The following is a 12,217-nucleotide window of genomic DNA, read 5'->3' as shown; positions in this document are numbered from 1 at the left end:
CTTCGAAAGGATCCCCCTTCGTGAACGCGCCGGACATCGGCAAGCCTCTGCTGGACTACGCCCTCATCACCGAGCCCTTCCCCCTCTACGCGGCGACCACCGACGCCCCGCCCACCACCTTGCACATCGTGGTCTCCAACGGTGGCGGCAGCACGGTCTTCTGCCGTGAGATCGTCTTCTCCCTGCCGCATGGGGACCTCGCCCAGAGCCTGGTGGACGCCACCTCGGGCGACGGCGACGCCAGTGCCGCCGGCTGGACCGTGACACCGCTCCAGAAGGGCGTCGACCTCGTCGTCCCCGAAGGGGACTACGCCAACTTCGTCGCCAAGGCGCCGGGCGACGGCGCTCAGGTGGACGCCTCCGGCATCACCATCACGCTGAAGAACCTGCACATCAGCAAGATGCCCGGCACGGCGCGGGTGGAGGTCCGTGAGACGGCCACGCTGGACGCGGGCCACTGGCCGCCGAGCCCCGGTTTCGTCACCCTCCCGGTCACCAAGTTCCCGGCGCCGCTGATCCCGGTCCAGGCGGTGTGCGACTTCCGCGCCGACAAGCTGGAGGTGTCCTCCGGCAGCCCCGTCCACCTGACCTGGAACGGCCCGTCCACGCTGGAGTACACGATCCTGCACGGCGCCGGTGCGACGCCGGCCGGAAGCCAGAAGGACAAGACCACCGACCACGAGTGGAACGGCACGGTCACCCGGGACACGGCGTTCGTCCTCCAGTACGTCACCGGTGGCACGACGCACTACCTGAGCACGGCGGTCATGGTCGACAACCCCACGGTCAACGGGCTGAAGATCGTGGGCGACGAGGGCCTCCACGTGACGAAGGACGCCCATGTCGACGGCGACCTGAACGTCGGCAGGAACGCCGGCATCACCGGCACCCTCGCGGCCACCGAGGACATCACCACGCACGCCCATTTCATCGACCCCGACGGCCGTCCGCTCCGGAGCAACTGACATGGCCGGAAAAGTCACCATCGGCGGCAGTGTGACCATCAACGGCAATGTCACCCTGGGCAAGGGCGGCCACCTCACCCTCCTCAACCCCCAGGGCAGCAAGGACTTCACCGACACCGGCCAGGACCAGGACCAGCCCTTCACGGTCCCGGCGGACGTCACCCTCCTCCGCCTCGACCTGCGCGGCGCCGGCGGGCGGTCCGGCGGCGCCGGCGGCGGCAAGGGCGCGAGCATCAAGGCCCTGCTGTACGTGAACCCCGGCGACGAACTCACCGTCCGCATCGCCCGCGACGGCGCCTCGGGCGCCGCGGCCAGGGTCTCTCACAAGGGCACCCTGATCGCGGGCGCCGGCAGCGGCGGGGACGCGGGCGGGAAGGGCGGGGACGGGGACTCGGGTGGGGGAGGAGGCAAGGGCGGCGACGGCTCCGCCAGCGGCGGGGGCGGCGGAAGCGCCGGTGGCGGCGGCAGGGGAGGCGGCGCGGGCGCGGGTGGCGATGCCGGCGTGGTCTCGTCCGGCGGGGGTCAGGCGGCCGGCGGCTCGGGTGGCTCGGGGTCGGGCGGGAGCGACGGCAGCGGTGGGGACCGCGGCGGCGACGGCTCGAAGTGGGGCGCGTACAACCCCGGTTACGGGGGGAACGGTGGAGGCGGAGGAACGACTTCCGGCGTCGGCGGCGGCGGTACCGCCCGGGACTCTGACACCGGCAACGGAAGTGACGGAAGCGGACGGCAGGGCGGCTCCGGTGGTTCGGGAGCATCGGACGGAGGCCACGGCGGCGGCGACGGCGGCTCAGGGGGCACCGGTGGATCCGGTGGCCGGGGAGGCCGGTCCGGCGCCAACGGAAGCGCGAAGGGCCGTGCGTCCGACGGAAGCACGGGAACCGACGGTTACGGCGGCGGTGGCGGTGGCGGCGGAGGCTGGGGAGCGGGCGCGATCTGGTTCTCCGGTGGCGGCGGTGGCGGCGGTGGCGGTGGCGGCGCCGGCGGCCACGGTGGTGACGGCGGCGCGGGTGGCGACAGCTACTTCGACGCCACCAAGGCCACGCTGACGCACGCCGCAGCGGACAACACCGGCTCCGCGGCCGTCACCCTCTCCTGGGGCGACTACACGGTTCCGTCCTGACCCCGCCGGGGATCTCAGACGGGGTGCTTGCGCGCGGCGACGTAGCTGAACGGCTCGCAGACGCCGGCGCTGTGGTGGCCGGCGGCGGCGAGGGCCAGGGCCAGCCGCTCACGCGGCTTGAGGCCCAGGCCCGCCGTGGCGTGCAGGGCGCCGAGCGCGATCTCGTCCCCGCACCCGACGGCCGCGTACCCGTCGGCGGGCTCGCCTATCTGGTAGTCGTCGTAGACGACGAACAGGCGGTCGTATATGCCGACGAGGAACGTCCCGGCCTTCTCCTGCTCGGAGTCCTTGCGCGACCAGCCGCCGGCCTTGAGGCAGGTGCGCAGCCTGTCGACGAAGACGGTGGTCATGAACCGGTCCAGGTCGCCCTTGGGCCTGGGCGCCTTGAACGCGTGGTGCAGCAGCTGGCCCATGCGGAAGCTGGTGGTGAAGCCCATGGCATAGGGGCCGTTGCGGAAGACCTTCGGATCCCGGCGGACGGTGAGCCTGAGGCCGGAGACCCCCGCCGAGTCCCCGCCCAGGTGCACCCGCCCGTTGTGCACGAGCCCGACGATCACCGTCATGGCCTCCCCTTCCGCCGCGCCGTCCCCTCGATACTGCGCGCGAGGAGACGGCCGGAAACCGGGGCCTTCTGGGTGGGGGCTCAGCGGGCGAGGGCGTCCAGGTGCCGGTAGAGCACTTCGTGGCCCTCGCCTTCGGGGTGCAGACCGTCGACGAGCAGATCGGACCTCTCGCGGAGCGGCTCCCACATGTCGAGGTGGTCGACGTGGTGGGCGTCGCACCAGGCCCGTACGGACTCCCGCACGGCCAGCGCCCGCTCCAGGGTGAAACGCAGACCCCCGTAGTCCCGGGTGCGGGTCTCGTCGAGCCACATCGGACCCATGACGACGAGCCGCGCGTTGTGGCTCAGGGCCGTGGCGGCCAGCGAGTCGAGACTCTCCGTGATGCGCGGCGGCTCGTCGGAGAGGGCGCCGGGGCCGGCGAGCGGCTGGGCGGAGTCGTTGACGCCCGCCGCGACGAGGAGGGTGTCGGGCAGGCGCGGAGCCAGCAGCGCGGGCGTCTGCTCGCTGACCTCGGCCAGGGTGCTGCCGGGGATGGCCAGGTTGAACACCCGGTGGTCGGCCTCGTTCGCACCGATGTGAGCGGCCGCCAGCCGGCCCGCCCAGCCGCCCTGCGGATCACAGCGCCCGTAGGCGATGCTGTCGCCCACGATCACGATCCGCGCCGCCGGCCGCAGCGGCTTCGCGTCCAGGTACGCCCAGGCACGCTCCCCGGAGGAGAGGACCACCCGCCGACGGGCGTAGTCGTCGACCTCATAGGCGTCCGCGGCGGCGAGATCCTGGTCGGTGAGGTGCAGGACAGCACCCTTGACCTCGGCGCCGATCCTGCGCTCCAGGGTCAGATGGACGTCGAGACCACTGGCGGCGATCACGGCCGGGTCGGTGATCGGCTGCGGCCGGGTGGTGTACCCGGCCAGCGACGCGGGGGAACTGGGCACGGCCTGGCCGAAGAGAGCGGTCTGGACGCGCTCGTCCAGCAGCGTGCCGAAGGAGAAGAGTATGTGGGGGCGCGGCTCGGTCACGGTGAGCGGTACGGCCTTTCGGGTAAGGGTGATCGGATCTTGATCGCCCAAGCCTAATCGGGGGCCGCGTGGGGTGGGTGGGGTGTGTGCCCCGGCGAGCCCCAGACCTGTCCCTTACCGTGACCGGGGGTTGGCGCCGGACTGCTCTCTCTCACCTGCATCGCCGTCGAACAAAAACAAGCACTCGGCGTGAGGTGGAGGGTGCCGGCCCGTGGGCGACGCCGAAGCGGGGATCGAAGGGGAGGGGTCGAACATGAGTACCTGTACTCATGTGCGCGCATGGATCGCCGGATAGCGTTTCCGCTGCACGGAGTACAGAGCAAGAAGGAAGCAGGGCAAGGAAGAATGGCTTCCTTCGAGACCGAGTGGGCGCAGCTCAAGCAAGAGACGTCCATCGGTGACGGGATGCGCCTCGCGGGCGCAGGCGGCACGGCCGGCTGGGACAAGGGCGCTTCGGGCGGGGTGAAGTCCAGCAAGAACGCGTGGAACACCGCTGCGGACGGCGTCGGACGGCTCGGCGGGAACGTCAAGCAGGCCCTGACGGCTCTGGAGCAGGGCCAGAAGGGCGCGGGCGCCCAGGGGGTGCTGAGCGCGGCGGCCCAGCGGGAGGTCCACCAGTCCTGGAAGCAGTATCTGGACGCGATGGCCGGCAGGTGCGCCGCGCTCACGGAGCGCCTGGAGAAGGCGGGCAACCACCAGTACAAGGGTGAGCAGCAGATCACGGAAGCCTTCGACCAGATGAAGAAACAGTACAAGGACACCCCGGCCGTCGGTGGCCGGACAGCGGGCCGGTGATCCGGACCCATGGACTACGCGGTGCTCAAGGCGTTCAAGAAGTCGCAGTACACCGACGCGGCGGACTCCTACCGCACCACCGGTGACATGGCCGACCAGGCGAAGGCCGGCATAGAGAACCAGATCACCGCCTCGATGCGGAAGACCCTGAAGGGTGAGGCAGCCGGCGCGGCACTTTTCCAGCTCAGGGAGCTGGCGAAGAACTTCCACTACGTCCAGGTCGAATGCGGCCTGGTCAGCACCGCGCTGAACGCCTTCGCCTCGGACATCGACACGGCGAGGACGAAGCTCGACCGGGCGGTGGAGGACGCGGAGTCCAGGAAGTTCACGGTGGGCGCCGACGGTTCGGTCAGCTACCCGGAAGGCGGCGAGAAGACCGACGGCAAGACGCCGAAGGGCGGCACGGCCAAGGGCACCACGGACACGACGGCTCGGGCGATCAACCGCCAGGCCGCGAACTTCGACCCCAACCCGAACTTCGCCGCGGCCCAGGAGTGCGCCGACCGCATAGCCGAGGCCCTTAAGGAAGCCACCGCGGCCGACGAGAAGTGGGCCCCGAAGCTGCGCTCCCTGCGGGCCGATGACGACCTGACGGTCTCCAGCAGCGACTGGGTGGACGCCCAGGAGGACATGGGCCGGGTGCGCGACGGGGCGAAGTCCTACCTGGACCACATCAAGGCCCCGCCCAAGGACGGCGGCCCGGAAGCCAACGCCGACTGGTGGAAGAAACTCTCGGAGCAGGAGAAGGCGGCTTACCTCTCGGTGCACCCGGCCACTGTCGGCGCGCTGAACGGCCTTCCCGCAGGTGTGCGGGACGAGGCCAATCGCACTCTGCTGGACGAGAAGCAGGCCCAGTACCGCAAGCAGCTGGACGCGATACCGAAAGAACCCGAAAGGTACATCACCTTCCGCGACAGCGTGAGGACCAACGGCGATTGGGTGAAATGGGATCGCGAGTACGGTGACAAGCGCGAGCAGCTGCGGGAGGCCCTCCACGGGATGGAGGCCATCCAGAAGCGTCTTGACAGCACCGGTGGCAAGGAGGGCATCCCCGAGGCGTATCTCCTGGGCTTCCGTCCCGAAGGGGACGGGCGGGTGATCCTGGCGAACGGTAATCCCGACACCGCCGACCACACGGCCATCTACGTGCCGGGTACGAAGACACACCTGGGCAGCATCGAGGGTGACCTCAACCGTGGGGTGAAACTCTGGCGGTCGAGCGACGCCTTGTCCCCCGGCGCGAAAATCTCGACCATCACTTGGTTCGACTACGACGCCCCGAACCTTCTCCCCAACGCCACGAGAGACGGTTACGCGGAGAAAGGCGGCCCCGATCTGCGGGATTTCCTCGACGGCAACAAGGCCGCCCACCATGCGGCGACGGGGAGCACCGCGCACACCACGTTGATCGGTCACAGTTACGGCAGCACCGTCATCGGCGACGGAGCCAAGTCCGGCCACTGGCCGGACGGCCCGCTGGCCGTCGATGACGTGATCGCGGCAGGTAGCCCCGGTATGCAGGCCCGCCGCGCCGCCGACCTCGGCATCAAGCCGGACCATATGTGGGCCGAGAAGTCCGACAACTACGACGACTGGTTCGTCCGCAACGGCGGGAAGATAATGGGGCTCGGCGGCGACGGGGTCATTCCCACGGACAAAGAGTTCGGCGGGCGCGTGATGAAATCCGATGCCCCTGACCACGGCGGCTACTGGAACGTGAACAAGGACGGGGCCCCTTCCGTCAGCCTGAAGAACCAGGCGCGGGTCATCGTCGGTGACTACGAAGGTGTGACACTTGAGTGAGCTGCGCTCCGGGCCGGTGTTCGCCGCCCGACGTTTTTTCCTGCCGGCCGCCGCCCTGGCGGTCTCACTGATCCTGACGGGATGCTCAATGGCGGAGAGCGACAGCGACAAGCTCGGCTACGAACCGGAAGTTCGTGCGGTCAAGCCCGCCGAGGAAGAGGTCAACGCGATCTCCAGCCAGCTGCTCGACTGGATGGGAGCCAAGGGCGCAGTCACCGCATCAGGGGCGATGGCCGGCACCTGTGATGCCGTCGATCCGGACTTCAAGACGCACTACGCCGTGAACCACCCCTGGTCGCTCTACGACCTGAAGTCCGGGACGTTCGAGGAAGCCATGCGCAATCTCCGGGAGATGCTGCCGAAGAACGGCTGGGAGATCACCAGGGACGGCGAGACGGATTCCCAGGCGCGGAACCCGGAGATCGTGGCGGTGAACCGCAAGACCCATCACTCCGTCACGATCGAGTGGGCCAGGAACCGGACCGGCGGCAAGCTCAAGCCGCTGATCAGCGTCCACGTCGACTCCCGCTGCTACAAGGCCCCCAAGGGCACCGACCTCGGCTGACCCCAGTGGGCTCGCTCCCGGTGGCGGCTTGCCTCCACGCACGTATGGAGAGGCCTTGCAGGAAACTCCCTGCCGAACGGTGACCGGGCGGTGCCCTTGAGCAGTTCGTCGGCGCCGGCCTCCGCTGTCCCGGGGTCGGTGTCGGTGACCTCGGCGAGCACTCTCCCCACCCTGGCCGACAGCGGCGAGGCGAGGAACCGGCGGGCTGCCCGGGAGACGAGGACCAAGCCAACTCGTATCGGGTGGGTGGCCAGGCACCACAAGGGAGCGCTCCTGGCCTTGTGAGTGCCATGGCCGGGGAATGTAAATGACCGTTCGTTTCAGACATCACCACGTGGCAGTCGTCGCCGCATGGAGATCTGCAAGCACCTCACGGTCCACACGGGCTGTCGGCGGGAGTTCCAGATGAGAACCCTCCAAAGCTTGATAGGAAGCGTGGCCCGCAAGGCTGGGTGCGACAGACACCACCAGATCACGACTTATGGCCAACAGGCCGCTGTCGAAGAGGCGGTGAATGTCGGAGCGCAGCAGCAGTCCTTCCTCGACCCTGTGCCGTTCCGTGCTGGCAAACGGTCGCAGATGAGCGGCCTCGAGCACCTCCGCGGGCGCTGCGCCGGTGACAGCGCAGGCCAGCCCGTACTCGCGGACCAAGGCCTTACGGAAGGCGTCCTGGCCGCGTCGGGCGGCGGCCGTCGTCCGCCTGCGACCCCCGGCAGCTCGTAGGAACGAGGCCCATCCGTGCCGGACGTGTGCCTTGATCTGGGGAGACGGATACCTCGGGATGCGACCGCCGCGAGGGTCTTCGCCCTGTCCATCGCCTTTATCGACTGCTGGTCCGATCTGCTGAGGCTGAGCGCTGCCAACTGGTCCTTGTCCAAGCAACCCTCGAGCGGCTGCCAAGTTCCTCCGTAGTGCGCCCTGTAGACGGTCACCGATATCGTCTCGACTTTCGGGTCGTCGAAGACGTTGGCGCACGGACTACAGCGGAAGCGGGGCTGCTCCGTAGTCCGCTCCTTGAAGCCGGTGCTTCTGCAATAGGGGCATCGGCTCCGTTGCTTGGTCTGATCGGGCAGCACTTCCAAGGCCTCGATACACCCGACGCCCAGCGCTTCGTGTCCGCTCCGGACAACCACCAGATCGCCTACCGAGACCCGGCGGTGATTCCCTACGGTCGAGTCGTAGCTGTAGGACTCCTCTATGACGTCCTCGTAGCCGGTGTTCCCTTGGAACTGGCGTTCCTCTCCCACCACCAAGAACGACCATGCACTTGCGCCCGCGGTTTCTGCCGCGATCTCCACCCCATCCATGGAGAGATCATAGGATCGGTCGCCGGGGCGTGCGGGCGGCGTTCCACCCTGTGCGGTGCCGACTTCCAGGACCTGCCCGGGGGCGCGTGCTAGCGGGCACGGACAACCGTGTATTCGATCGGCACCAGGCGACTGAGGCCGCCCACCGCGTCCACTTTCGCCTGCGCAGCCGCCGTCATCCGGTCGAATGTGCCATCCGCCGCCCACCCGATCACTTTGACGACAAACCCCTAGAACCGGTCAGCCGCGCCACGCCGAAGGTGCTGGAGCCGCGCCTCGAAGTTCGTGTGGGCCGACTTCGGCGCCGGTCCCGGCTGACGCGGGACCGGCGCCGGCCGTGCCGGCATCGGCGGCGCTCCCGGAGGGAGGAACTGCGGCGGCACCGGCGGAGAGGCGTGAGGCGTGGACCGTGCCTCATGCTCCGCGGCCAGCACCGTCATCAGCTCGTCGCCGAAGCCGAGCCCCGCCGCGTAGTCGTCCGCGCGGAACTCCGCACGGCGGTGCAGCCAGGCGATGAGTACCGGGGCCGCGATGAGGGGCAGGATGAGCCACCACATCGACTCCTGGAAGGCCAGCACGTAGACGAACTGGAGGAGCAGCAGGGTGAGGCAGCCCCCGCAGGCCATGTTCGCCTTGCTCTTCGATCGGAAGAGGGCGGCCAGACCCGCCAGGATCCACCGCCAGATCGTCCGGGCCGGCAGCGCGTACCAGTCGGCGAGCATGCCCGCCCAGGTGTGGCCGCCCACGTGGTGACCCAGTTCGTGGGCGAGCACCGCGGCCAGCTGGGAGTTGGGTAAGCGGTCCATCGCGTGGCGGGTCACCGCGACGATGTGGCCGGCCGCGGCGGTCGCGTTCAGCTCGGCGCGTTCCTGCACCCACAGTTCGTAGGTGCCCTGGCTCACCCCGGCGCGGCGGGTCACCTCCTCCCACACCGCGCCCAGCCGTTCGGCCTCCATCGGCGTGGGCCGTCGCATGCCCAGCAGGTACCGGGCGATGGCCGCCTCGGCGGGGCGGTGGAAGACCAGCGGGCCGGACAGCAGCCAGGCCGCGGCCATGACCAACCCGAGGGCGGCGTTGACGAGAGAGAACGCGAAGGAGACCAGGGAGAGGCTGATCAGCGCCACCGGCAGGCTCATCACCAACTGCGCGAGGGAGGCGCCGTCCACGCCGCGCTGATGCGCCTTGAGGTGCTTGCGTCCTGATTGCAGGGTCAAGTCGTCGGGGTGGAAGGCCGGTCCGGGGTGGAGGTGGGACGGGTCCTGGTAAGGCTGTGGCGGCGCCTCCGGGTAGGGGGAGGGTGTCGTCGGCGTCTGTGCTTCGCCATGTGTGCCGGCTGCCCGAGGGGGCGAGGGAACGGGTCCGCCGGGAGGCGAGGCAGCGGGCGTGCTCGTGCCCGGCCCGTCGCCGGGGTGGGCGGGTGGCGCCTCGCCCGGGTGTGCGGGTGGGGGACCGGCGTTCGGGTGTGCCGGGGATCCCGCCTCACCCGCGTATGTGGATGGCGTGTCGGCGTTCGGGTACGCCGGAGGTGCCGCCTCACCCGGGTACGCGGGTGGCGCGTCGGCGTCCGGGTACGCCGGAGATGCCGCCCCGCCCCGGTACGCGGCCGGTGCGCCGGCGTCCGGGTTCGGCTGAGGTACCGCATCCTCCGGGTACGCGTGCCGTCCACCGGTCTCCGGGTACGCCGGAGGTCCCGCCTCACCCGGGTACGCAGGCGGCGCACCGGCCTCCGGGTACGGCTGACGTACCGCACCCTCCGGGTACGCGCTCCGTCCAGCTGCCTCCGGGTACGCCGGAGGTGTCGCTTCGGCCGGGTACACGGGCGGTCCGCCGGCGTCCGGGTACGGCGGCGCCGTCTCGCCCGGGTACGCGAGCCGTGCCGCCTCCCCTGGGTACATGGGGGCAGCTCCGCCCCCGGGTACCGTGGGGGTGCCGCCTCGCCCGGATACGTGGGCGCCTCCTCGGCGGCCCCCGCGCCCGGGACGGCGCCGTCCGCCCCGTACCCGGGCGAGGCGGCACCCCCGCCCGGGTACGGGGGCGGAGGCGTCAGCGGCTCGGACGCCGTCGGATACGGCGGTGGCTCCTGCGGCAGGGGTGCCGGAGGCGGGTCGTGGCGGTTCTGCTCGGGCATGGGCGTACTTCTCCTGAATGCCTGAATGAGTGTCAATTTCTTCCGGGCGGCAGCCGGTCAGCCGACCAGCAGCGCGCCCGGCAGCAGCACCATCGCCGCCGTGAACCCGGCCATGCCCGTACGCAGCCACCGGTACTTGTGGGCGACGATCCGGCTGTTCTCCGTGAGTGCCATGAGGAGCGCGGGCACGGGGGCCCGCTCGGTCTCCCGCAAGGCCTCCTCCAGTGCCGTCGGCCCTTGGCGCGCCGCGCCGTGGATGTCGGCGAAGTGCGTGAGGGGCAGGCCCGGGCGCCAGCCACGGGCCCGGTAGCGCGGGATCACCGTCATCAGCAGCGACAGCAGCGAGCCGACGAAGCAGACCGCGCCCGCCCACCACATCACCTGGCCGAGCGCCGAGAGGGACCCCGGCTGCCAGCCCCGTACGGCGAGCACCCCGACGAGCGCGGACGCGGCCATGCCCTGCGCGGCCACCAGCACGGAACCCTTGGTGTCGGCCCTCGCCGCCTCCTGGCGCAGCTCGGCGAGGAGCCGCTCGGCGATGCGCGGCGCGGTGCCGGCGGCCGGTGCCGGAGGGACGGGGCCCGGAGTGGTGGGGTCCGGAGCCGCGGTGGTCACTGACCGGCGGGCGGGGTCGAGGTCCGGTACCCGAAGACGGGGCCCGCGTCGTGCGGGGCCGCGCCGTTCGCGGGGACCCGCGGTGGAGCGGTGGGCCGCGGGGGCGCGCCGTCGACCGGGGGAAGCGGCGGGGCGTCCGCCGGCACGCCGCCCTCCGCCTCCGGCTCCGCGCGGTCCTCGGACGCCTCGTCCGGCGCGGGGCCCGCCGCGCCCTCCACCGCCCGCACGCCGTCCGGGGCCGAGATCGGCAGCTTGGCGCTCAGGACCTCCCTGATCACGTTCGCCGCCAGCCTGCGCGGCTCGTCCAGCTGGTGCTCCTCCAGACCACCCGGCCCCCCGCCGAGCGCCTGGAGCGCGACCTGGAGCTGGCTCTGCATCGCCCGCAGCTGGTCCTCCCGCAGGTTCTCCATGATCAGACGGGTGTCCTCCGGGCGCCGCGCGAGCTGGAAGGCCATCGCCGTCGGCCCGCCGCGCTCCAGGTAGTGCGCGTAGTACCGGATCTTCTGCGCCTCGATCTCCTGGAGCTCCAGCTCCTGCTGGCCCTGGATCACCCGCCGCTCGTGGTCCAGGTTCTGACTGCGCAGCTCGACCCGGTGCTGGTGCTCGCTCTGGGCGAGGGCCCGCTCCGCGGCCAGCTCGTCCTCCCGCATGAGCAGGGCGTGCTGGGGGTCGAGCTTCCGCCGCGCGAACTCGATGTCGCGCAGCTCCCGCTCGTGGGCGAGGGCCGCCTCGTCCCGGCGGATCTGGATGCCGCACCGCACGTGCAGACCGGCCGCCACGCCCAGCGGCCCCGCGTCGGCGAGCGCCTGCTGTGCCGCCTTCTCCGCCGCCGCGCTGTCCTCCATCGCGTACCCGCGCAGCACCGGACGTACGGCGTCGTCGACGAGGCGCTGCACCATGGCCGGCACGTTGCGCTCCCCGCTGGCGACGAAGGCCGCGGGCGTGAGCACCTGCCAGCTGCAACTCATCGACACCTCGAAGAGGAAGGCGTCGTTGCTGCCGGGCAGCGCGAGCTCCGCGCCCGCCTCGTGCAGGCCCATGTCCACCTCGTACACGCTGGTCCAGCGGCGGGTGGCCAGCTCGGTGCGGCTGGGGCGGTTCGGCGGCAGGTACGTGTCGAGCCCGCCCTGGGCCGTGGTGAAGACGAGGGCGTAGTCGATGCGCGTGCTGCGCAGCGGTTTGAAGCGCGACAGCTCCTGGATCGTGACGACCGGGTCGACGAGCTGCGTGTGGCGGTTCACGTTCTGCTGCTGCCACTGGGGCTGCTGGCTCATCATGGTGTTGCTGCTCCTTGGGACGGTTCGGTGCGGCGGGGAGCCGTGGAGATCACCGGGTGG

Annotated in this window: 11 protein-coding genes; 5 read left to right on the top strand and 6 right to left on the bottom strand. The window is 70.8% G+C overall.

The features are described from left to right. The first annotated feature begins 20 nt into the window (after window positions 1-20). Window positions 21-965, top strand: coding sequence for a hypothetical protein (locus SMD11_RS02620; RefSeq protein ID WP_087924858.1), 945 nt, complete (start codon window positions 21-23; stop codon window positions 963-965). Window position 966: 1 nt separating this feature from the next. After that, a complete protein-coding gene (locus tag SMD11_RS35260) occupies window positions 967-2,085 on the top strand; it encodes a hypothetical protein (RefSeq protein WP_087924857.1) in 1,119 nt (372 codons plus the stop codon). 14 nt (window positions 2,086-2,099) lie between these two features. Here the strand turns inward: SMD11_RS35260 and SMD11_RS02610 are convergent, their stop codons facing one another. After that, window positions 2,100-2,648, bottom strand: a complete 549-nt coding sequence (locus SMD11_RS02610; RefSeq protein ID WP_087924856.1) for a hypothetical protein — start codon at window positions 2,646-2,648, stop codon at window positions 2,100-2,102. Between the two features lie 80 nt (window positions 2,649-2,728). Then, complete coding sequence (locus SMD11_RS02605) at window positions 2,729-3,667, bottom strand: GDSL-type esterase/lipase family protein (protein WP_087924855.1); 939 nt, start codon at window positions 3,665-3,667, stop codon at window positions 2,729-2,731. 345 nt (window positions 3,668-4,012) lie between these two features. Between SMD11_RS02605 and SMD11_RS02600 the strand changes: the two genes are divergently transcribed. The 3 genes from SMD11_RS02600 (at window position 4,013) to SMD11_RS02590 (ending at window position 6,830) form a co-directional block, all read left to right on the top strand. Further along, window positions 4,013-4,462 carry a hypothetical protein gene (locus tag SMD11_RS02600; protein WP_087924854.1) on the top strand — a complete coding sequence of 150 codons (450 nt, stop codon included), beginning with the start codon at window positions 4,013-4,015 and terminating at the stop codon, window positions 4,460-4,462. A gap of 87 nt (window positions 4,463-4,549) precedes the next feature. Beyond that, window positions 4,550-6,265 carry an alpha/beta hydrolase gene (locus tag SMD11_RS02595; RefSeq protein ID WP_324614679.1) on the top strand — a complete coding sequence of 572 codons (1,716 nt, stop codon included), beginning with the start codon at window positions 4,550-4,552 and terminating at the stop codon, window positions 6,263-6,265. Further along, window positions 6,258-6,830, top strand: coding sequence for a hypothetical protein (locus SMD11_RS02590; protein ID WP_234365861.1), 573 nt, complete (start codon window positions 6,258-6,260; stop codon window positions 6,828-6,830). The genes SMD11_RS02595 and SMD11_RS02590 overlap by 8 nt, the downstream gene beginning before the upstream one ends. 327 nt (window positions 6,831-7,157) lie before the next feature. Here SMD11_RS02590 and SMD11_RS36155 read toward each other — a convergent pair whose 3' ends face one another. The 4 genes from SMD11_RS36155 to SMD11_RS02565 all read right to left on the bottom strand — a co-directional run bounded on the left by SMD11_RS36155 (window position 7,158) and on the right by SMD11_RS02565 (window position 12,157). After that, window positions 7,158-7,427: an HNH endonuclease signature motif containing protein gene (locus tag SMD11_RS36155; protein WP_234366335.1), complete on the bottom strand. Its 270-nt coding sequence runs from the start codon at window positions 7,425-7,427 to the stop codon at window positions 7,158-7,160. Between the two features lie 940 nt (window positions 7,428-8,367). Then, window positions 8,368-9,351: a M48 family metalloprotease gene (locus SMD11_RS02575; RefSeq protein ID WP_159395196.1), complete on the bottom strand. Its 984-nt coding sequence runs from the start codon at window positions 9,349-9,351 to the stop codon at window positions 8,368-8,370. Between the two features lie 971 nt (window positions 9,352-10,322). Continuing rightward, complete coding sequence (locus SMD11_RS02570; RefSeq protein ID WP_234365860.1) at window positions 10,323-10,880, bottom strand: Pycsar system effector family protein; 558 nt, start codon at window positions 10,878-10,880, stop codon at window positions 10,323-10,325. Then, a complete protein-coding gene (locus tag SMD11_RS02565; protein ID WP_107421922.1) occupies window positions 10,877-12,157 on the bottom strand; it encodes a PE-PGRS family protein in 1,281 nt (426 codons plus the stop codon). The genes SMD11_RS02570 and SMD11_RS02565 overlap by 4 nt, the downstream gene beginning before the upstream one ends. Window positions 12,158-12,217 lie beyond the last annotated feature (60 nt).

It is taken from the genome of Streptomyces albireticuli, assembly GCF_002192455.1.
GTDB classification, from domain to species: Bacteria; Actinomycetota; Actinomycetes; order Streptomycetales; family Streptomycetaceae; genus Streptomyces; species Streptomyces albireticuli_B.
Note: the sequence above shows the minus strand (reverse complement) of the source record. Positions and strands in the feature narration are given on the sequence as shown.